The 21,629-nt window shown below is 67.0% G+C and carries 12 protein-coding genes and 3 pseudogenes; 6 read left to right on the top strand and 9 right to left on the bottom strand.

What is annotated here, in order from left to right; all coding sequences use genetic code 11:
• Window positions 1-155: 155 nt before the first annotated feature.
• Window positions 156-278: pseudogene (locus tag OG352_RS23915) on the top strand (6-pyruvoyl trahydropterin synthase family protein); the annotation flags it as partial.
• A 493-nt stretch (window positions 279-771) separates the two neighbouring features.
• Here OG352_RS23915 and OG352_RS23920 read toward each other — a convergent pair.
• Complete coding sequence (locus OG352_RS23920) at window positions 772-1,539, bottom strand: DUF2637 domain-containing protein (RefSeq protein ID WP_329219658.1); 768 nt, start codon at window positions 1,537-1,539, stop codon at window positions 772-774.
• Window positions 1,529-1,732 (bottom strand): hypothetical protein, encoded by a 204-nt coding sequence (locus OG352_RS23925; RefSeq protein WP_329219659.1) that lies wholly within the window; start codon window positions 1,730-1,732, stop codon window positions 1,529-1,531. Before OG352_RS23925 ends, OG352_RS23920 begins: the two co-directional genes overlap by 11 nt.
• Window positions 1,733-2,176: 444 nt before the next feature.
• Between OG352_RS23925 and OG352_RS23930 the strand changes: the two are divergent.
• Window positions 2,177-2,535: pseudogene (locus OG352_RS23930) on the top strand (tyrosine-type recombinase/integrase); the annotation flags it as partial.
• Window positions 2,536-2,863: 328 nt separating this feature from the next.
• Here OG352_RS23930 and OG352_RS23935 read toward each other — a convergent pair.
• The 5 genes from OG352_RS23935 to OG352_RS23955 all read right to left on the bottom strand — a co-directional run bounded on the left by OG352_RS23935 (window position 2,864) and on the right by OG352_RS23955 (window position 14,603).
• On the bottom strand, window positions 2,864-5,734 hold the full coding sequence (locus OG352_RS23935) for a hypothetical protein (protein ID WP_329219661.1): 2,871 nt from the start codon (window positions 5,732-5,734) through the stop codon (window positions 2,864-2,866).
• Window positions 5,735-6,143: 409 nt separating this feature from the next.
• Window positions 6,144-7,415 carry a TIGR02679 family protein gene (locus tag OG352_RS23940; RefSeq protein ID WP_329219663.1) on the bottom strand — a complete coding sequence of 424 codons (1,272 nt, stop codon included), beginning with the start codon at window positions 7,413-7,415 and terminating at the stop codon, window positions 6,144-6,146.
• Window positions 7,412-11,650 (bottom strand): TIGR02680 family protein, encoded by a 4,239-nt coding sequence (locus OG352_RS23945; RefSeq protein ID WP_329219664.1) that lies wholly within the window; start codon window positions 11,648-11,650, stop codon window positions 7,412-7,414. Before OG352_RS23945 ends, OG352_RS23940 begins: the two co-directional genes overlap by 4 nt.
• Entirely contained in the window at window positions 11,647-12,972 is a 1,326-nt protein-coding gene (locus OG352_RS23950) for a TIGR02678 family protein (protein WP_329219665.1), read from the bottom strand. Before OG352_RS23950 ends, OG352_RS23945 begins: the two co-directional genes overlap by 4 nt.
• Entirely contained in the window at window positions 12,969-14,603 is a 1,635-nt protein-coding gene (locus tag OG352_RS23955) for a TIGR02677 family protein (protein WP_329219667.1), read from the bottom strand. The genes OG352_RS23950 and OG352_RS23955 overlap by 4 nt, the downstream gene beginning before the upstream one ends.
• Before the next feature lie 169 nt (window positions 14,604-14,772).
• Between OG352_RS23955 and OG352_RS23960 the strand changes: the two genes are divergently transcribed.
• Complete coding sequence (locus OG352_RS23960; RefSeq protein ID WP_329219668.1) at window positions 14,773-15,417, top strand: DUF433 domain-containing protein; 645 nt, start codon at window positions 14,773-14,775, stop codon at window positions 15,415-15,417.
• Complete coding sequence (locus OG352_RS23965; protein WP_329219669.1) at window positions 15,414-15,884, top strand: DUF5615 family PIN-like protein; 471 nt, start codon at window positions 15,414-15,416, stop codon at window positions 15,882-15,884. Before OG352_RS23960 ends, OG352_RS23965 begins: the two co-directional genes overlap by 4 nt.
• A gap of 88 nt (window positions 15,885-15,972) precedes the next feature.
• Here the strand turns inward: OG352_RS23965 and OG352_RS23970 are convergent, their stop codons facing one another.
• Window positions 15,973-16,347, bottom strand: a complete 375-nt coding sequence (locus OG352_RS23970; RefSeq protein ID WP_329219671.1) for a hypothetical protein — start codon at window positions 16,345-16,347, stop codon at window positions 15,973-15,975.
• 502 nt (window positions 16,348-16,849) lie between these two features.
• Between OG352_RS23970 and OG352_RS23975 the strand changes: the two are divergent.
• Window positions 16,850-17,127, top strand: a pseudogene (locus OG352_RS23975) (LacI family transcriptional regulator); the annotation flags it as partial.
• Between the two features lie 715 nt (window positions 17,128-17,842).
• Complete coding sequence (locus tag OG352_RS23980; protein ID WP_329219673.1) at window positions 17,843-20,581, top strand: AfsR/SARP family transcriptional regulator; 2,739 nt, start codon at window positions 17,843-17,845, stop codon at window positions 20,579-20,581.
• Window positions 20,582-20,614: 33 nt separating this feature from the next.
• Here OG352_RS23980 and OG352_RS23985 read toward each other — a convergent pair whose 3' ends face one another.
• On the bottom strand, window positions 20,615-21,553 hold the full coding sequence (locus OG352_RS23985; RefSeq protein WP_329219674.1) for a serine/threonine protein kinase: 939 nt from the start codon (window positions 21,551-21,553) through the stop codon (window positions 20,615-20,617).
• Window positions 21,554-21,629: the final 76 nt, after the last annotated feature.

Consider the following 21,629-nt stretch of genomic DNA (forward strand, 5'->3'; position numbering starts at 1 on the left):
AATGCCCGGCCATGAGCCGTGGTCCCAAGGTCCCTTGAGACGGAGCTTCCCGCTGTCGGATCGGCGTCACCCTGAGGCATCAGCCTGGGGCCGCCGGCTCCGTGCCGACGTTGCCCGATGCGCCCTGACGAGCCGTGGCGAGGTGGGGGGGTATCTCGCCTTCGGCGGAGAATCTGGCCGTATGGATCTTCGACCTCTGGACCGATCGGTTTCCGGAGCTGACCGCAGTCAGGGTCTCCGAGACGCCCAGGACGTGGGCCGAGTACCGGCCAGGGTGAACTGCTCGGCGACCGCTCCCCGGAGGAGTTCTGGACGGCGATCGGCTGGCCGCCGGGCAGATGCGGCTGCTGTTCGTCGCGGACCGGATCCCGCTGGAGCTGAGGGCGATTGTCGAGTTCCTGAACCGGCAGATGCGGCAGACCGACGTGTACGCGGTCGAGCTGACCCAGTACCGAGGCGACGGAGACTCCGCGTCCTCGTCCCGCGCGTCCACGGGGAGGTTGCGGAGACAAGCCGCTCAAGCCTGAAGATCACCATCTACAGCTGGAGTACCAAGGAAGAGACGGATGACCTCTGAGGGCGATTGTCCAGGTTGGCCATCATGCGCATCTGCGTGCCGTCGTTGCCGTCAGAACTGCCGTCAAATCTGGACGATGACTCAGCCGGGTGTCCGCGCCCGTCCCGGAAAACCCCCGGCCGTCTTTCTCCACTGATTCAAGGCGGCTGGGCTCCGCTCCCCCGCCCGGCACAGCCCCCGGCCGGACTCGGCCGCTACTGGCGGTGGCGGCGCGTGCCTTGTCGCGGTGGCAGGGTCAGTGTGATTTGCCGAACGAGTTGCTGGAAGCATGCGAGGGACGCGAGAGCGGGCAGGGAAGCCCCCGCGATACCGGTGAATGTCTTGTCCGCCTGTGCTACGCACAGCATTATCGCGACGGAGGAGAAGAGTAGAACGATGAACCATGAGTGCACGGCTCGGCGCTGATGCAGAGCAGTCCGGAGGATGGAGAGAGAGGCCACCATCCAGGGGCCGTACACGAGGAGAGGCCACGACGGGACCATTCCACCTCCTGTGCCGGACGTGATGTTCTGCAGTGGCCTGTAGGCCACCATCCCGCCGAAGACGCTGACCATCGCAACGATGACAGCGACCAGTGCGACGATGACGAAGCTGCCGGTTTGCAACCATTTGAGTCGGACTTTCCGAACTCGCATCTTCCGATGCCCGACAGAAGAGCGCCGAGTGGGCGGCAGTTGAGCCGTGATCTGCGCCAGGTTCTCCAACGGGTCGGTGAAGTCGCCGCCGGCCGAGGGCTCGCCGCGAGGTGGCGGCACCCTGGCCGCCTGTTCCGCCGGAACAGCCTCCTGCATGAGATAGGCAAGTTCCTCGACCGGGTCCCAGCCCGTGGCGGGTGGGGTTAGGGCCCCGGCGTGCACACTGTCGACAGTTTCCCCGTTCCAACCAGTGTCCGACCCGTAGGCGTATGCGTCGGAATACCATGCACGCCGCTCAAAGATCGGATCCGCATATTCATGATTCACAGGAAGGTGTCCGTCGGGTGCGGTCCACGTGACGGTTGGAGTATTCCGGGCCGTTCCACCGCGAATTGAGTTCCTCCTGGATCGCCTCCAGTAGCGCGAGGAACTCGCGAAGTAGCGGCTCGGTAACCTGACGTTCGACCCGCGCGCCGTCCCCGATCACCGTGCCCTGCACCGCAAGCGTCGAGTACGCCACTCCGGGCGGGAAAGTGTATTTCCCCACTACCAGATCGCGGACCGCAGGTTGATTGTCCGTCCTCACGTTGCGTTGAGGCAGGCCCTGGGACCTTTCTTTCGTCATATCCCGCTAACGCCGATCACCCTCCTCTAGATGCGCGGCAAATGAGTGACCCTGCTGTAAGGGTCGCTAAGGAGAGCGTTTCGTAATTAATGTAATTCGCGTCGCGCTCCACACTTTATGAGGCAAGCGAATTGTCCTTTCAATCTCCTGAGCAGAAATACGATTCGCCGCCAGCGTTGACCTTCGAGGCATGGCGTCGGGGACGCTGGCGTACAGCGGCGGACGCCCGCGCGCGCCTGCGGGCCGCCGCAGGAGGTGAGAGGACCACCGGATCGACGTCGAGTGCCTGCTCAAGTCGCCTCGGACGAAGTTGCCCTGAAGCACGCGCGTCTGACAAGGCGGCAATTCGAAGATCAGGGCTGGGATCGGCTCGCCGCCGATGGGAGGAACACGGTCTCGTCTTCTCCTCGGCGGTGGGCAAGCTCCTTGACGCAGCCAACGTCCGCCGCGCCTTCCGCCAGGCGCTCAAGGACGTCGACGGGATCGACGCCGACGAGTGGACGCCTCGGGAGCTCGGGCACAGCTTCGTGTCCCTGCTCTCCGACCGGGGCGTCCCGCTGGAAGAGATCTCCCGGCTTGTGGGGCACTCCGGTACGGCCGTCACCGAGGAGGTCTACCGGAAGCAGATCCGGCCCGTGATCCAGACCGGTGCCGTGGTCATGGACGGCATCTTTGGAGGCGTGCCACAGCAGCCGTAGGCACGCAGCAAGCACTCAGGAATCGATAGTCACGCAGTTAGACACGCAGCAACCCCAGAGGGCCCTTACCTACCCGGTAAGGGCCCTCTGGGGTTGCTGTCTAGCTGTCGGGGTGGCGGGATTTGAACCCACGACCTCTTCGTCCCGAATGAGGTTCGGGCGGGATTGACACCGGGTAGTTTGGTGTTTTGCCTGGTCAGGGTGTGGGGGTGGGACGGTCTCGGGTGGTGTGGAAGGGGCTCGAGGAACGGGTCGGCTCCCAGATGGCTCCCAGCCCTCTCCTGGTGTTCCTCGTTGCTTCAAGGAAGGCGCCTTCACCTCCGCCGACTCAGTCCGGGAGGATCGTAGCGGCCATGGTGGTCACGAGGGACGTGAGTAGCCGCCATCCGATTTCGTGCGGTGGATCGAGTACAGACTTGTCCGCCTCTTCGAGCGCTGCCACGAGAGCCTTGGCCTCAGTACGGTCGTCGCGATGGACAGCATCCAGGATACGGAGAACCAGCAACTTCAAGGGCCGGTCAACCTCTCTGACCAGATGCTTCTCGTCCACATGAGTGATGATCTCCACCAGCCTGCGCAGCACGGGGAGGGCGTCGGTCTCGTTCTGGACGAGGGCTATACCGGACTGCAGGCCGACGTTGTGCACTGCGGTTGCAATTGACTGAGGGTTCAGCTTCGACGTGGTCGCGTAGCGGTCGAGCGTTGCGAGTTCGACGGCTGTCTCGGACCAGAGACCCTGGAACGCGAGGGCCTCCGCCAAGAGGCCAGTGACGTTGATCCGCTGCACCATAGGTAGTTGCGCGTCGTCCAGCATTGCTCGACACCGCCTCTCAATTTCGGCGTCATCGATGCTTCTGTCGCTCAATGCCTGTGTGATATCCCCGATTTCAGCAAGGATCTTGGAGATCGTAGTGTCCGGCAGCCGTGCGCCAAGTGTTTGCAGGTCGGCGATGAGACGGATCACCGCTTCACCTGGAACCTCGCGATGTGTTGCTGCACGGAGTGTGGTCAGGGCGTTGGCGACCGCGTTGGCTGCATCAGCGGGACGGGAGTCGGTGAGCTGCAGAGCGAGCTGGTGGATGCGCTTCAGATGCGGGAGCAGATCGTCCAACGGTGCTCCTTGCTCTCGCATCACGGCAACGAGCGGAAACTGCGTCTTGAGTTCAAGGACGGGTGCTGGGGCAGTGCGAGCCCTGATGACGTTGAGCTCTGATTCGAAGCAGGCCCGCGCTGCTTCCAAACTTCCGGTGCGGAAGTATGCGCCGCCGAGGTTGCCGTACAGGACGGCGAGATCGTCGGACCTGATCCCGAGCCGCAGGGCATGGCCGGCGAGGCTTTGCGCGTGAGAAACCAGCTGATGCATGCGGTGCTCGTCCTCGTCGTCGATGAACTCCGCGAGCCAGTTCTGGGTGTGAAACGCTGCGCGGCTCAGGATCGGCTCCACGTCGCCGGAACCTTCCATGGTTCCTCGAACGATGTGCTGCACGATCTCGTTGACGCTGATCGTCTCGTCGAGTTCATCAGGATGCTCTGGCCTGTCCTGCCTACAAGGAGCGCCCGTGCTGAGTAGCTCGCCTCGCTGCACGAGGGACTCGGTCCGCAGGGCGCGGTGGATCTCCAGGACGCTAAGCGAATTCTGGGACGATTCCACCATGATCAGTGGCCCCTTCAGACCACTGCGCATGACGGACTCCTTGGGCACCACGGCTGCGGCGACCAGCAGCTGGAGCGGAATCTGGCGTGAGGCCATATACGAGGCGGTGCTGATCGACGCGAGTGCCGCGCTCGATATGTCCTGCTGTCGAACGCCTGTAGCGGCGTGGCCGATTCGTTGCAGGGCTACCCGGATGGCCGCGACGAGCGTGCGCGGATACCCAGGCGGGACGGAGTGCTCATCGTCCAACGCGCGATCGCGGATGAGTTCCAGATAACGCGGCACCTCTGCAAGGCCGAGCCCGCAGCTGGCCAGGTAGCCACAGGCCAGCTCGATGGCTAGGGGCCAGTACTCCAGATTCTGCGCTAGTTCGACGGCTGCCTGTTCACTTGCCTTGTCCCAGATGAAGCCGTCTTCGGAGAGACGCAGGCGTATCAGTGACACAGCCTGGTCGGTGGTGAGGTGCGTAACGGTGATCCGTCGGGGATGGGTGGCCCAACTGCTCTGATTGGTGGACGTAATGATCAGATGTCCGCGTCCACGAGTTGGCAGCCACGGAAGAACACGGCGACGGTCCGAGGCATTGTCGACGACCATGAGCCAGCGGCCTGGGAACGCACTTAGGAGCGCGTGCACCCGGTGTCGTACGACCGCAGAGTCCATCGGGGCCTGCTCATGCTCCGGTGCGAGCCAGTCGTGCAAGAGACGATAGGAGGCGGCCAGGCTGGCGTCACTCTCCGCATCGATCCAGAGGATGTGGTCGTAGGAGTCCGCGACGTCATGGGCATACGCGGCAGCGGCACTGGTCTTTCCGATACCGGACAGTCCCAGCAAGGCACAGGCCCGCACCACCCGGTCCTCGGGTGATCCTGTGAGTGCCCGGTGAATCTGCGCCAGCAGGTCGGGCCTGGGAACATCCGGTGGTGACGGGACGGGCCCCACCATGATGCCCCAGTCGAAGCTGCCGAGGTCATGGGCGAGGTGAGTGGCCTCTGTCAGCAACTCGGAACGGAAGTCCGTCAGGGTCAGTACTCCATCGAACTCGCCACAGGCTCTGCGGAAGATCTCCGAGACCAAGTGATTGGTCATGCGCCCTGCCGAGCGGAGTCCGAGGCCGCCGCGCTGCTGTGAACGGAATTTTCTGATGCGCTCCCTCAGATGCTCGCGCAGTTCATGAGGCTCGCGGGCATCCGGCACGATACGCGCGCGGCTCAAGCCCACCAGCTCGTCGTGGTTGAGGCCCTTGGCGTTTTTTCCCTGTTTCGAGCTCTGTTTCAGGAGCGCGGTCAGCTCCTGCTGGATCTCTTCGGGATCGGTGAGGTGTAGCACCTGGTTCAATTGAACGGCCTTGGCGTGCAGTCTCATATTGGTGATCAAGCTGTACGTCTTGGCGCTCGGCCTAGCTTTGATCATCCGTACCAGCACAGCGAAAGCAGCCGGAGCGGACAACTCGGTGCCGGGCCCTCCCGATTTCACTTGCGCTGCCAGCACGGGGGACAGGCCGCCACTCACCAGATCGAAGTCGATGGCGTCCGGGTCGTTCACTCCCTCTCCGCTGGCATCAGTTGGCTCGATAACTGCTGCGTGTACGCCAGGGCGGCGTCCTTCGGCAGCAGTCAGTAGCTCCTCCAACGTGACCAGATACTGGTACTGAAACCCGAAGGCAGCAGCCTGTCCTCCACGCTCTGCCATGCTCGCCCCTCGTGCCGGTAATCAAGCCTCCCTGCGGTGATCAACGCAGCGGCTGCTGTGGATGGTTCCATCGCCTATCTGTGGGACAGGGAGATGGGGCGCGACGGCCTCGAAGGCGATCGAAGAGGGAGCGATCCTGCGTCGGTCTGGGGCGCTGGCCTCGGCCCTGACGCCGCTGTGGCGATAGAGCGGCCCCGGTAGCCGGCTGCCAGCCAACTCCCAGAACCCTGGCCCGCATCAAAACTGAATTTCGTCGACGTCCCTACGCCCGGCGTGACAGGTCGCCTACCAGGAGTTCGAGGGTCGCCTCCTCATGGAGTGCGACGCCGAGGGCGGTCATGGCGGGAGCGAGGTCTGGGTCCCAGTCTGCCCTGACCGGCTCGCCGTCGAGCGCCAGTTGAGGGATGCCCTCGGCCTGACTGCGAGCGGCCAGGTGCTCGTAGTCCGCGGTGCCCATGCGCCAGGGCGAGGCTGCGTAGCGGCGGATGACCCGGTTGGCCAGTGCGATCCCCGGCCAGTCGAAGTCGCCGTGGTAGGCGAAGCGACAGTTTGTGGCAGCGAGGGCGTCGAGAAGCGTGAAGACAACCGTGGCGGCGCTGCCAGACGTGCACACGAGGGGCTGAACGCACGCCGCGTCCGCCGCAGCTTCCACCACGCGCGGATTCTCGCAGATGCGGATGAGTGTTCCGGCGGGGAGTTGTAGCCGCAGGGTGTGCAGGTCGCGCGGTGTGAGGTGGGCTTCGGCGTGTTGCTCGGCCCGCTCCCGCAGGGCACGCTCCCGCCAGCCCTCGCCGTCGGGTCGCAGCCCGTACGTCAGCACCGTGCTGGAGACCTCGTCCGGCGTGACGGACACCAGCCGCCACAGTGCGCGTCGACCGGCAGCGTCGTCGGGGAACTCGGCGCCGTGGGCGAGGGCGACACCGCGTTGGACGAGGCGTGCTAGCCAGGTGCCGTCGTCCAGGCCGTGTGCGGAGCCGGTCGCCATGGCGGCGAGTTCACCTCGGCCGCGTGCGCCGCCCCGCTCGGAGCCGAGGAGGGTGGTGAGGACCTGGACCGCCTGCTGGAGTGTCCACACCGCCGCTTCGGGCGTCACCCCTCGCGGAACGCCGGCCCGGCGCAACAGGTCGTACCACTGCCGGATCCATTCCTGGCCGGTGAGCGGGGAGGCATCCAGTGACGAAGCAAGAGACGACCACACCTGCTCCCGCCGCGCCGTCGCGTCCGCGCGGGCGGAACGGCGGTTGGTGAGAGGCGGGCCGATTTCCTCCAGGGTCTGCCTCAGCCCGAGTCCGGCGGCCGAGGCGCGAAGTCGTGCGTCGAGCACGTCAAGCCGTACCGTCACGGCGGCACCGGTGAGGGGTTTACCCAGCAGGAGTGACAGGTCGTTGCGTTCTTGGGGGTTCATCGCGGTGAGCCTGAGGGAGCCGGTGGCCTGTACGCCGTTGCTCTCCAGACGTTTGCGTACGTTCTCCCATAGCCGGGTGAGCCCGGGGCCCGTCAGCCATTCGCGCGTCGCGGTGGGTAGTGCGCTCACACGGACACCAGACGCCGGTGGCGGCCGTTCCAGGTGTAGTGCAGGGTGGCCACGCCTCGGACATGGGGATCACGGAGGCACTCGTAGATGTGTAGGGACGGAACCTCGGGCCAGTTGCCCATGAGACGTTCGCTGGTGAGGACGAAGTCGAGATCGAGGTCGACGAGGATACGGCCTAGCCGACCGTGGGTGGGTTCGTCGACCTTGGCGAAGGCGTCGTCCAGAAGGATCAGCCGTGGCGCGTGAGGTGCCGATTCGGCGAGGCTGGTGAAGTGGGCGGCGGCTGCGGCGAAGAGCACGAGGTAGGAGAGCACCCGCTGCTCGCCCTGGCTGAGCCCGGTCCGGCCCGTGAGTTTTCTACGGCGGCCCGGAGCCGCGTCCTCGACCACGAAGGTGTGGAAGCGGAACCAGTCGCGGTAGTCCAGTGCGATCCGAAGATGGGCGGCGTAACCGGCTGATGGATCGGCCCGTCGGGCGTCCTCGATCCGGCGTTGCAGGACTTCGCGGAGCTGCTCGGTTTCCTCGCGCGTCCGGAGGCTCGACGGACTGCGCAACAGATCCACGGCTGCCCGGACGTCCGCGTCCACGTCTTCGTCCAGCTTCCACAGCAGCTCGACGCCGAGACCGTGGGAGGTGCGCACTGTCCGCAGGGTGTCGTTGAGAGCCGAGACCAGGTTCGCCGCGGTGATGACCTGTGTCGAGAGATGGTCGCCCAGCTCGCCGGTTAGGAACCGCTGGAACACCTCGCGTTCGCGTTCGGTGAGCCGTCCTCGGGCCTCCGCGGCCTGGACTGCGATCCGCTCGCCCACGGCCGCGACGTCATGAGACCCGTGGTCGTCGACCAGGCGGCACACTTTTATCCCGTCGCGTTCCTCCAGTTGTGCGTCGTATCCGCCGGCCAATTGGTCCCTCAGCGCGGTGTGCCGGATAAGCAGGGCGCTGTCCGACACCTTGCCCCTCGGACGGCCGAGGGCCTGCTCCACGGCGTCGGCGAGGGCCCGCAGCGCTCGCAGACGGCTGCGGACGTCCACGCTCGGATCATCCGACACATACTCGGGCAACGAGGACCGATCAAGGCCGGCGCCGAGCACCACCTCCGGTCGGCCGAGACCACCGCGAAGAGCGCTGCCGGTGTCGATGACCTCCGTCTCCTGGTCCGCCAGGGTTCCGCGCAGACGCTTCTCGTCCTCTTCCGCGCGCACGCGCAGGTCGTGGAGGCCGTCGCGGGCTCGTTGCGCCCCAGGCAGGGCGCGGACGGCGTTCGCGATGCGCTGCTTGGCCTCCTGCTCGCGGGTGAGGATTTCCTCCTCGGACGACCCGATGGCCTCTTCGCGGGTCCGCAGGTCCTGCTCAGCGGTGCGCAGTCCGGTGAGGTGGACCCGGTAGCTCTCCTCCGCGGCCAGGCGATCCTCTCGGGCACGTTCGTACCGTTCGGCATCCATCTGATTCGCGCCGAGCCGCTCGCCCATGCCGCCGACCGCCCTGCGTAGATGCCCGACACCGCTGAGCAGGGCAGCCAGTGCGGTGCGTACGCGGTCCAAGGCATCAGGGTCGCCGGGTAGGTCGTGGGCGGTCGCGGTGGCGTCCGCCTCGGCGCGCGCCGATACCGCGAGAGCACGGGCTTCCTCGGCCTGCCGTGCCGCCCGGGTCGCCTTGGCGTTCAGGTCACGCAGGGTCCTCTCGGCTGATTCGGTCCTGCTCCATGAGTTCGCGAGATTTTGCGCCCGGGGGAAGTCCCGTTCCGCGAGCGTGAGAGCCCGACGCATGGCATCGGCTACGGCGAGTTCCTCGCGGACGCCGGCGAGCCGCTGTTCCGTCTGCGCGATCCGCTCCTCCAGCTCGGTGAGGATGCGCCGCCGGGTCTCGGCGCGTACGGCGGCCCCCACGTACTCGGTGTCGCCCTTGTCGTGACGGCCGCTGAGCACGCCCAGACGCCAACTGCCGTCGTAGTACACCGCGTTGTCTGCGGAGTTCTGCGCTGCCGGTGTGAGCGCGATCGCGGCCAGCAGACGCTCCACGCGCTCGGACGTCACGCCGCACCCCGGTTCGGGGGCAGGGCGCAGAGCCGAGGCGAGAGTCCGTCCGTCGGACAGCACGGGACCGGGCTGAAGGAGGGTGTCCCGGGTGCGAGGGTCGAGAAGGACGCCGTCCGCGCCTACCCACGCGTCCAGGATTCCGCTCGCTTCCAGCGCCCCTTCGAGACCGGCCCGGTCGGCTGGCGCCAGGCCGTCCGCGAAGTCCACGAGCCGATAGAAGGGCGCTCCGCTGCCTGTCGCCCTCACAGTGACGCGGTGGTACGGGACTGGCGGCTCAGGATCGGTACGTTGTTCCCAGTTTCGCTTCTGCTCCGCCAGGCGGTCGAGTTCTTCGCCGATTCGGCCGACGCTGAGCACCAGCGCGTCCCGGCGTTCGGTGAGTTCCTCGCCGTGCGGTTCGAGTGCAGCCTGAGCGGTTCGCCACGCCTGGCTGTCGATGTCGGGTGGCAGCGTGCGGTCCGTGAACGGTGCGTCGGCGGAGGTCTCGTGGCCGACAGTGGCGTGTACGGCGTTCAGGGGCGGGCATTCGGAGCCCAGCGCTGTCCGTGTGCGCGCCGCCCACTCGGCGACACGGCCCGCATAGGCGCCGCTCTCCTCGGCGACCTTCTGACGGCTGATGTCGAGACGGCTCGCGGCCTCTTCCGCCTCGCCCTCCAGCCGTTCCCGCTCGGCATCGGCCTGAGCCGCTCCGGCGCGGGCTGCATCCGCCCGTGAGATGAGGCGGTTCACTTCCTGGACCATCCGGGCCCGGTTTTTCGCGACCGCCTCGGCGTCCTCCAGCTGGTTCTGCCAGGACCGCAGTCCTTCCCGCGTGGTGACTGTGTCCGCGCGGGCCGCCGACCGGTGCCGTACGGTGCGCGTCTCCCCGTCTGGAGTCGTCAACTCCGTCTCGGTGGAGTGGGACAGGACGGTGCGTGACAGAGCCATCGCCTCGCCGAGATGACCGGTGGGGAGTCCCGCTTTCTCCGCCTGCGTCAGCAGTTCCCGGTGTTCGGTTCCCAGCTCGGCCAGCCGACTCCCCAGGTGTTCGACCCCTTCGGCCAGCCGCTCCGACGTGCTCTCCTCCGCCTCGTGTGCGTTGCGCAGGGTGGTGAAGGCGGCCTCGGCGGCGGTGTGCAGCGCCTCCACCGTGCTGCGGCGTTCGGACAGTTCGCGCAGGCTGCGGTAGGCGTGACTGGCGTGCAGGGCGGCGAGGTCGGTCCGGGCTGCCTGTTCCTCCTCGCGCAGGGTCTCCAGCCGGCCCTCGGACTCCTCCTCCTGCGTCCGCAGGTCGCTCGTCCGATGTGCGGCGTCTCCGGCCGCCCGGCGCCGCTGCGCGAGGACGCCCAGCTCGTGGCTGACTCGTTGCGCGGAGGTACGCAGGACTCCGGCCAGGTAGCCGCGGTAACTGGTGAGAAACGTGCGCAGTGCCGTGTCGGTGCGTTCCAGGCGGCCGAGTTCGTCGCGTACGGCGTCGAGGTCGTGGAGGTTGCGTGCCACCTTCTCGACCACGTCCTCGTCGAGCCCCGGCAGGGTCTCGCTCAGCAGGGAGGCCAGGCCCCCGTGCTCGATGCGGTCCCCGACCGTGGGGCGCCGCAGCCGGTGGAGGAGCTGGGTGAGGTTGCGGTAGCGCGTCGCGTCGGTGATGCCGAACAGGTCTCGGGCTACCCGGGAGCGGTGCATGACGGCACGCTCGGTTGTGTTGTCGGAGCCGACGAGCTCCTTGAGTCGGTCGACCGGCAGCGGCTTTCCGCCTTCGACCAGATGCAGGTCCTCGCCGATCCGTAGCGGAGTGACGAAGAACGTCGGCAACGCCTTCTGCGTCGACTTCGAGGCACGGATGGCGACACCGAGCGTCAGGAAACGGTGGCAGCCGTCTTCGGCCGTGCCCTGGAACTCCACCCACAGGTACCCGAGACGATTGGTCTGCTCGAACCCGTCCAGCATCAGCCAGGGGAGTGTGGTGCGGCCGGTGCCGGTCGCGTCCAGCGCCCGGGAATCGCCGTCCAGGAGATACGGGAGCAGCATCTCCAGGGCCTTGGACTTGCCCGCGCCGTTCTTGCCGCGCAGGAGCAGTCGGCCGTCACCGAAGGAGAACTCCTGAGCGTCGTACTGCCAGACGTTCTGGATGCCCGCCCGGTGCAGCCGGAAGCGGGTGCCGGTGGTCGTCGCGGCGCCGGAACGCGGCAGCGGAACGAGGCCACGTGCGTCGGTGGTCATAGCGGCAACTCCTCTTGCATATCGGTTCCTTGGCGAGCCTTGGCAGCCGGGCGCATGGTCACGAGGATGGCGTAGCGCGCCGCCGCGGCCAGCAGCACCCAGCCGTCGCCGCCGGGCCGTGCGCCATGGACATCAGTCACCGTGCGTCCTTCCGACGCCTCCTCGACGTACCCCTCCGGCAGCCCTTCTCCCTCGGCGCGCAGCTGCCCTGCGCGGGCCATTAGCCGCATGCGGACCAGCAGGTCCAACACGGCCTCCCGCAGGGAGGGAAGGTCCTCCAAGTAGCCGCGCTGCCAGTTGCTGCGCTGCCCGTACTCGGCGATGAGCTCGGCGAGCACCTCGTCCACCAGGCCGTCCGGGACAGCCACCCCGATGACGAGCGTCCCGCCGGTCGCCGGATGCCCCGGTTCCTGCGGCCGAAGCCGCTCCACGAGCCGTTCTACCAACAGCAGCGCGGCCTGTGCGACGGTCCCGGTGCCCGGCAGGTGCAGATCCGTCAGTTCCTCCTCGGGGTCCACCAGCGCCACGCCCTCGGCGCGGATCTCCATCTCCAGACCCAGGAGTTCGGAGAAAGCCTGGGCTTCCCGGCGCTGCCGGGTGCGCAGCCAGTCGCGCTCGCCGTCAGTCAGCTCGTCGAGGTGGACAACAGGTGTTTCTACGAGCATCCGGCGTACGTAGGTGCGCGGCCCGCTGAACCCCGGGTCCGCTGCCCGCCGCACCAGGTCGGCGCCGTCCCGGGCCTGTGCGAGCGGGCCGGCTACGACCACGCGTGCCAGCTCCCGGTCCACCGTGATCAGGGCCTCCCCGCCCGCTTCCTGCGCGATCGCGGCCACCTGGCCCTCGGTCTCGATGAGAACGCCCCACTCGACGAGCTGGCGCAGAGCCGCTACCAGGGTCCGCCTCCCGGCAGCCCGACCCGTCTCCTCCAGCTCGACCCCCGCGTCGGCGGCAGCGGCCCTGATATCGGCGACCAGGTGCGACAGCAGCATCTGCTCGGGCGCGGTCACCAGAACGGACAGGGCCAGTGCGAGACAGGCGTACGTGTGCGGGGTGAAGGGGGTGCCGGTGGAGCGTTCGAGGCGGTGACCCGATCCCGCCCCCAGACCCGCCTTGAACAGCCGGGCGAAGGAGCTGTCGACCAGCAGGCGGTAGCCGAGCACCTGATGGAACCGTTTGCCCAGCCAGTCGGCGTGCCTGCGGATCAGTGGGAAGAGGTCGGCGTGCGGGCCGTCCGATGCGACCAGGGGGTGGGCGAGCAACAGCCGGGCGGCGGTACGGCGTTCGGCGGCCAAGGCCACGTCGTGAGTGGAGGGAAGGGTCATGACACGCTCACCTCAGCCTCGCCGTCGACGGCGCCTTCACCGTCGATCGCGGCGGCGATACGGCTGATGTCCAGCTCCAGGTCGTCCAGCAGCAGGTCACCGTCGGCCGAGTACAGCACCGTCCGTGCGCCCGCCGTCCGGAGCACGGTGAGCCGGATGCCCAGTTCGGCGTCCTCGCTGCGCGCCGAGTCGAGACCGAAGCCCGCAGGCCCGCCCGTATCGGCGAGTCGCCTGAGCTGAGCGTTTCCGAGTGCCGTGGCCAGCAGTTCCAGAAGCAGCCCGAGCGCCGCCGAGGTGAGTCGCACGTCGGCGAACCGACCCGACGCGCTGCGCAGTTCGTCCGCCGCCGCTGTCCTGGCCGCCGCCCGCTGCCGGGCGGCCTCCCGCAGCCGCTCCTTTTGCGCGGAGTGGTCCTCCACCGCGGAGGCCCGGCCCCGCTGGGCGCGGCTGCCTCTCTCTCGCAGGGCCACCGGCACCTCGACCACCGGACCGGTCCACCAGCTCGTGTAGGCGGGCACCACCTCGTCGGTGGCCGGGGGTATTCCCAGATGGCGGGCGCCGTAGAGACCGAAGGCGGCGACGGCTATGTCGTGGGCGGCCTGCGGCGCCGCTTCCTCGAACCAGCGAGCCAGCCGCAGCAGATCCTTGCGCCGGGACATTTCCCCGGTAGCCGACCGCAGCATCCGCTTGGCGTTGGCGAGCAGCGACTGCAACGCGCGCAGGGTGGCGTCCCGTAGCTGGTCGACCTGGCTGCCCTGGCCGTCGGTATCGCTGAACCAGCCGCGCAGTCCCTCCCAGTCCGCGAGTTCGCGGCCCCGGCTGCGCTGGACCCGGACCTCCAGGCGACTTTCGCCCTGTGCTGAGAGCCCGGTGAGTCCCTGGGCGTGGGCGTCCAGCCGATCCAGCAGAGCCGGGATGCGCGGCCACAGAGTGTCCAGTGCGGCCGAGATCCGGGGCGCACGGAACGCCACGTCCTCCGTGATCGCCTCGACGTAGTCCAGGAGCAGTTCCTTGAAGCCCTGGTACTCGGCACTGTCCAGGTCGTAGCGGGACAGCACCTGTCCGAGATAGGCGTAGAAGTCGCGTATGGAGTCCGCGAACTCGGTGAACTGCACGAACAGCGTGCTGATCCGTTCCAGCCCGTCCTGTGGCTCGATGCTGCCCGGCGCGGTCACGAGGCTGGCCAGCTCCCGCAGCCCGCGTTCGACCAGGGCCAGCAGCTCGTTGCTCACCTCGCGGGCGGCGTCGGCCTCGGCCAGGACCCCGTCAGCATCCCGCTGGATGCGTTCGCCCAGTTTCGACAGCTGGTAGCGCGAGCGAGAACGCTGGTACTCGCTGATGCTGGACGCCTTCACAGTGTGGCTGCTGCGCAGCAGGTTTCCCCAGTTCACCAGCTGTTCCAGCCGGATGGTGAGAGTGTCGGCGTCGAGCGCTGCGGCGGAACCACCGCTCTGGCGTAGCTTCGCCATGATGTCCGGGACGGCAAGGTCTGCCAGCAGCGTTCCGCAGAAGACCCGCATGATCGCGAGGTGCTCCAGTCGCTCCCGCGCGCTGAGGTACGTGTACGCGTCCAGCCGCCGTCGCGTCCCCTCGCCGACGTCCTGACCTGCACCGGATGCTGATGCCTCCATGTCCGTGAGGTTACGCGGCGCAGCCGGGCGCCGCCGGTGAGTGGCCGAAAATGCCACGGACGTGTGCCAGGCCCCCTGAATGGGTCCCTCGGATTCTGCGCCGAGTGGCTTCCAGGAGAATGGGGTACGTTCAGGCCCGTATCGGCAGGGGCGGAAGGAGGCGCGCGCGGTGTCGTACGAACCGAAACTCGCCGCGGCTCTTTCCGGCGCGACGCTGCGCCAGCTGTCCCACTGGCGCCGAGCCGCCGGGCCCAAGGGCGCCGTGCTCGTGCCCGAGATCTCCAGCGAGAGGCCGATCCTCTACTCGTTCCGCGACGTTGTCGCACTCCGCATCTGTGTACAGCTGCGCGAAGAGGCTTCGTTGCAGAAGATCCGCCGTGCGTTGAACACGCTCCGGGAAGACCTCGGCGAGTGGGAGCACCTCTCCTCGTACAAACTCGTCGCGGGCCCGGACACCATCTATCTGGCCGAGCCCGACCACGCCGTAGACCTGATCAAGGGGGGCAACGTGGTCATCCACCAGATGGTGGATGTGCTCGCTCCCTTCTACAAGGACGGCCGCAGCATTCCCGCTCTGCTCACCCCCCGTGAGCACGTGGCGGTCGACGAGTCGGTCCGAGGCGGCGAACCGGTCATCCAAGGCACCAGGATCCCCGCGTCAGATGTCGCAGCCCTCGTGAGAGATGGCGTCCCACCGGACCAGATCGGTGAGTTCTACCCAGGGGTGACGGCCGAGGCCGCCCGCGACGCGGCCGACTTCAGCGAGTACGTCGACAGCTACGGCAGCAGCGAGCCCAGGCAGGTCGTCGCTTGAAACTGCTGCTCGACGAGAACGTGCCCCGCCCCATGACCGAGATCGTCCGGATCCTGCTGAAGGCACACGACGTCGTCCACGTCCATGACCTCAAGGGCTGGAAGGGCACGAAGGACATCGAGCTGTACGCCAGGGCCCAGGCCGAGGACTTCGACGTCGTCATCACCAACGACACCAAGCAACTCAGCCGGCCACTCGAAGTGGCGGCCATCGCACAGTCGGGCCTGCATCGCATCGAGTACCGCCAGAACAACAAGCACGGTGGCCTGGTGGGCCTGGGCACGGCGATCGCCACCGTCTGCGCTGCCCTTCCCCACGCCCTGTCCGAACTCGAAACAGCCGACGGTCAGCGTCTCGTCGCCCTGACATCGATCGACCTGACCCGGCAGAACCGGCTCCGGATCACGGACCCGGCCGTCGCCCCGCCGAAGCACTGGCCGGGGCGTGATTCGGCCGCTGAGTCCTGACACCGCGATACACGACGGCTCCCGGCCAGCAGCCTATGGAAAGCGATGCCAAGAAATGACGCGGCGCCGCCGACTGCGCTTCGTCTCATCAAGACTCGCTCCCGAGCTCAACCTGGAGCTCGGCGATGTGCCGTTGGGTTGCCGCCGCGCTCTTCTGCTGACGGGTCAGCTTCGCCTCGGCGGCTGCCAGTTCCCGGGCGAGCCGCTCTCGATCAGCTGCCGAGCGCTCACGGATGGTCCCGTCGTCGCGATACGCCGGCCCTACCCGCTCACTGCCCACTACTCCGCGACGCTCGCCACATTCCGGGCAGTCGACGACGCGGGTGGAAACGTGGCTGTGCTCGCGATGCTGAATGTGGGGCACCACATGGTCGCAACGGAGAGTGAGGTCCCAAGTGTCGAGGTCCTTCTTGCTCTCCTCCCGTGAGGGCCAGGACGAGAACAAACTGGCGAGCTTCTCCATCTGCTTCGGTCCCATCGGCGGTGACGGGCAACAAAAACAGCAGTGCGTCACCCGAGAACCGCTGACGGACCACCGAGCATCCCGGCAGTCGGCGTGCCGCTCGCGGAACCTCTGGTTGGCTTCCTCGTACTCGCGCTTCTCCGACTCGGACAATCTCATGAGGGGATACCAGTCCCCCAGCCCATCCTGTAGGGGCTGCCCGCAACCGCGACAGGGCTCACCAGCCACGTACTCCGCCCAGCTGAGGCACGTACCTTCTCGCTTCCACCGTTCATCCCGCTCGCGGCGCCGAAGGTCATCCGCCTCGGCATCGAGGGCCGAGCGCAGAGCACGTTTGACGGCTCGTTGCCGCTTCTGCTCCTCCGTGGGCTTGGCCATCGCCTTCACCCTTCGCTGCGCCGTGTTGGTGACGGACGATCACGCTCCCGATCAGCACGAGCAGCCCACCCGAACATCACACCAGCCCCGCTGACCAGCAAAGACCACGATGGCGGTTTCTCATTGGCTCCCGATCGCGGAGGGCCTCACCCACACGGACTGCGGCACTCCCACCGTACGCACGTGGAGGACCTGGGCACCGAGAAGGTCCTCATGGACGAGGGCATGGGACACATCGATGGCTCAGTCTCCGCCCGCTACGCCCACGTCACCCCGGGCATGCGCAGGCGCATCATGAGCGGCCTGACCCAGCGGTGAGAAGAGGCGCTTGATGCGCGCCGCGCCATGTGCCCTCGTTCCCCAGTGACGGCGCTGGACAAGCTCCTCCGAACCACCGGTTAGCCGTACACCGAGGCTCAGAGCCCAGCCCCCTACACGTGGGCTGGGCTCTGCCTGACCAAGATCATCCCCCGTGTCCGGCGACAACCGTCCTCACCCGCCCCCAACGGATCAAGAATTCTGGCGGCCCCGGAAGCGCGGGGGGAGGTCCGGGTCTCGCCCCCCACGCACTCCCCCCGGCCCCGCTTCCGCGCTGACCGGCGCGGTTCAGTCTGGTCGCCGCAGCACCCCGGCCTTACTCGAGTTCGGCGAACAGTTCGGCATCGTAGGCCCGTTGGGCTGTAGGGCAGACCGGCTTCCAGGCTCGACCGCGCAGTGCGGCCGAAGTCGGCTGAGGTGCCGGCTGAGGTGTCGGGCGGGGGCGCCGTCGACGCCGGGGAGGCACCGTTGCCTTGGGCCGCCGGGTCCGCGCGGGGCGGCTCGTGTCGTGCTGGGTAGGCTTTCGCTGTCTGGGCTTCATGGATTTCTCCCTGCTCAGGTGGTGTGTTTCCCGCCGCCCGGGTGGTGCTCTCGGTCCCCGTTCGGGGTTTGACCTTCGCCATACATGGCATACGTCTCCGGCGATCCGCTGGAGCGGTCGGGGTGGAATGTTTGAAGCGTTGCAGAAGAGTCGGGTGGCTGCCAAACCGTGAGCGTTAGCTGACCGTTAATGTGCGCCCGGCGCCCCGTGGCATGCTTTTCCAGTGCCGGCCGATCAGGTCGATAGCGGCGTGTGGGTATGGGTGACTGGGAGATAATGATCATGGAATTACGCGTGCTGGGCCCGGTAGTTGCCTTGCGGGGTGAACGATCGGTCGCGATCAAGTCGATTAAAGCCCGCGAACTTCTCGCCGTTCTGCTCATGGCGCCTGGATTCCGTGCCTCGCACGCCAGTGTCACGCGCTTCCTGTGGCCAGATAAAGAATCGAACGCCAATCGAATTCGACAAACATCTCTTCAATTGCGGATCGCCATGCCAGATATCGCTCAGTCGAATGACCGGGGATTCTGCCAGATCGACGTCGATCCCCGGAAGATCGACTACGTCCGCTTCCAGGACTTCCAGCGTACGGCGAACGCCACTGAGGACTCCTCGGTCCGACTCAAGGCGCTCCGGTCCGCGCTCGGCGAGTGGCGGGGAACGCCACTGGAGGACATGCCAGGCGAAGGGTTCGAACAGAAGCGTGTCGAACTCATCGCAGAGTTGCGGAACGCGACAGCTGCCTGTGCACTCGCCGAATTGGAGTGCGGGCAGGCGCGCGCCGCGCTGGAGCGAGCAGACTCGGGGCTGGCCAGCTGGCCCGAGAACGAGAGGCTGGTCGAAGTCAAGGTGCGTGCCCTGGTCAGCCTTGGGAGGCAGGACCAGGTCGAGCCACTGCTCGCCTCCTGGGGGCATCGGTTCGGCCGGTCCACCGTTCACCTGCTGCTCCTCGGCGAGACGGGGGGTCTCAGCAGTGTGCCTGTCGGTGCTTCGACCACGCCGGCCCGCTCGCAGCCCCGACAGCTTCCCTCGCAGGCCGTCGACATGGTCGGCCGCCAGCCCCAGCTTGATCAGCTCGCGGAGACTTTGCTGGGCCGGACGGCCGGTCGAAGTCGGCTCGCCGTGGTCACTGGCATGCCCGGTGTCGGGAAGACCTTCCTCGCCGGGCGAGCGGCAGTACATGTCGAGGCGAGCTTCCCGGACGCGACCCTCTATGCCGACCTCGGCGGCTTCTCGTCAGGCGAGCCTGAGCGGCCCGACGCCGTTTTAGCCAGGTTCCTGAACGATCTCGGGGTGCGCCCAGCGACTCCGACAATGGACGGCATGGTCTCCGCCTACCGGACCGCACTCGCGGACCGCGCGGTCTTGCTGGTCCTGGACAACGCACGCGACGAGAACCATGTACGCCCACTTCTCCCCGGACTCGGGGCTAGCGCGGCGATCGTCACCAGTCGCCGCCAGCTGCACGGCTTGGCCATCAGGGAGGGAGCCGAGCTCGTCAACCTCGCTCCGTTGGACCGGCACGACGCCACCAAACTGCTGCGTACGCGACTGGGCGAGGATCGGATGCGCACGGCCGTTCCGTTCATCAGTGACCTTGTTGAGCACTGTGCCGGTGTGCCCCTGGCCTTGAAAATCATGGCCTCGCGGATCGCGGAGCGTCCATCCCAGGCGCTCGCGGGCATGGTCCGCGACCTGCGGCACGAGAGCACCAGGCTGCGGTCACTCGACCTGAGGTCAGAGAACTTGAGCGTCCGCCTGTTGCTGGAGGCGTCCCACAAGCTGCTGTCGGCAGCTGCGGCGAAGTTCCTCTGGCAGTTGGCGGTCCATCCGGGACCGACAGTCAGCTGGGCGGCGCTGCGAGCGCTAGAGCCGGACGACGCCATCGGCGTTAACGACGCGATCGACGAGCTGATGCGGATGAGCCTGGTGACCGAGCCGAGTTTCGAACGGTACTCCCTGCACGATCTGGTGCGCGTCTACGCCAGCGAACTGGCAGACCAGCAAGACGAAGACGAGCGTTCCCGGGTCGTGGAGCGGGTGCTGCGCTTCCTGCTGCACAACGCGTGGGCCTGTGACCGGAAGTTGGATCCCGGCCGTCGACTGCCGATCGGCGAAGCCTCGAATCTTGAGGTGGTCACTCCGGCGCGTGCTGTGGATGCGATGTCCTGGTTCGAGGCCGAGTACTCGACCCTCACGGCTGCGGTCAGGCTGGCCGAGAAGCGCGGACTCGACCGCTATACGTGGCTGTTGTCGATGGTCCTGGTGACCTTCCAATGGCGATCCGGGCGCAATCTAGACGCGCTCAAATACCTGACCAGCGCCCTTGAAGCCGCCGGTCGCGAGGCCAGTCCGGCCGACGTGGCCATGGTCCACCGGATGCTCGCCGGCACCCACCGAAGCCTCGCGGACCTTCCACGGGCAACGCGTGAACTACGAAGAGCAGTACGGGTGAGCGAGGACGACGGAGACGTCCTGGGCGCCGCTCTGGCGCGCCACATCCTCGGCGTCCTGCTACGCGAGAGCGGTGCCCCAAGAGAGGCGCTGGAGCATTTCACTGCAGCTCTGTCCGCCTTCGAGCAAGTCGGTGACCCCCTCGGCCAAGGTGCTGCGCTGAACGGGATCGGAAGTGCCCGCTACGACCTCGGGCAGTACGACACGGGGCTGGAGTACTGCCGGCGGTCGCTGACGCTGCTGGAAGGCACGGATGATCTCAACGGCCTGGCGCATGTGCTGTTCAGCCTGGGCCGGATCCGGCTGGCGCTGGGTGACCATGAGGCCGCCGTTGCCGACTTCGAGCGCGCTCGCAGTCTGTACCAGTCGATGACCTACGGCAGCAGGGAGGCCCGGACGCTGGTCTGGCTCGCGGACACGCTCCGGGATGCCGACCGGCCCCGGGAGGCCGAGGAGGCGATCGATCGGGCTCAAGTCCTGCTGGGAGAACTGGGCGAAAGCGACCTTGACGCGGCTGTTGAGCGTCTGAGGTACCTGCTGTGACGGCGACCCGGCACCGTGCAGCCCTGGAGCGAATTACGGCACGGACAACCCGAGGCGGTAGGGGGCCGTCGGATCGGGGCGCGTCGCCTTCGGAGAGGCAGGGGAACCGGGCTCGGGCAGCATCGGTCGTAGGTAGCCCAGCACCTCAGCCACGCCGTCCGGCCGTTCGCGCGGGTCGACGGAGACCATGGCGAGCGCGAGGCTCCGGAGTGGTTCGGGCATCTCGGCGCGGATGCCCTTAGGGAAGGCCGGGGTCGTGGCGTCAGGCGGGCCTTCCAAACTGCTGTACGGCAGCTCCGGGCCCAGCATTGCGAACAGCATCGCGCCAAGGGAGAAGACGTCGACCTGCGGAGCGAGCACCGCCGTCCGGTCGTACTGCTCCGGGGGCGCGTAACCGGGAGTGCCGCGAGGATCGTCGTTGATGTCTCCGGCCACGCCGGAGATGCCCACGTCCAGCAGCCGGACACGACCGTCGAACTGCATCATCACGTTTTTCGCCGTGACATCCCGATGCACGTATTTCTCATCGTGCACGCTGTCCAGAATCTTGCAGAGCTGGGCGACGACCGACACAGCCGCAGCCGCCGGAACGGGGTGGTGGTCGGTGATCCAGGACTCGACCGTAAGGCCCTCGACCAGTTCCATCACGATGTACCGGCCTCTGTTCCGCCCATAGTGGCCGTTCCCCATCAATCGGGGGATTCCCGGCACGCGCCGCATGAACTGGAGCCGCTCGAGCTCGTTCTCCATGGGTAGAGCGGCGGAGGCGTAAGCGGTTGTTGATTCGAAGGTACGAGGGAACTGTGATTTGACCGCCACTTCGCAACGGCGCTGCTCGTCCAGCGCCGCGAAGATCTCGCCCTCACCGCCTTTTCCGAGCTTTCGTAGCACTCGATAACGACCGTCAAGGAGAATGCCAGGAAACAACGTGTCCCTCCGTAAGGAAAAGTAAATCCCCGATCGGCTCGACACATGTCTCGGGGTGCAGAAGTGAGGAAATTATGACAGAAAATTGGCCACCCGCTGGCCTGGTTGGGGATTCCGCCGT

It is taken from the genome of Streptomyces sp. NBC_01485 (assembly GCF_036227125.1).
Taxonomy (GTDB): Bacteria; Actinomycetota; Actinomycetes; order Streptomycetales; family Streptomycetaceae; genus Streptomyces.

Coding starts and splice junctions, on each gene's coding strand:
- OG352_RS23950 (WP_329219665.1), bottom strand. CDS start 12,972: ATGACCCTTCCCTCCACTCACGACGTGGCCTTGGCCGCCGAACGCCGT.
- OG352_RS23980 (WP_329219673.1), top strand. CDS start 17,843: ATGGGTGACTGGGAGATAATGATCATGGAATTACGCGTGCTGGGCCCG.
- OG352_RS23970 (WP_329219671.1), bottom strand. CDS start 16,347: ATGGAGAAGCTCGCCAGTTTGTTCTCGTCCTGGCCCTCACGGGAGGAG.
- OG352_RS23955 (WP_329219667.1), bottom strand. CDS start 14,603: ATGGAGGCATCAGCATCCGGTGCAGGTCAGGACGTCGGCGAGGGGACG.
- OG352_RS23945 (WP_329219664.1), bottom strand. CDS start 11,650: ATGACCACCGACGCACGTGGCCTCGTTCCGCTGCCGCGTTCCGGCGCC.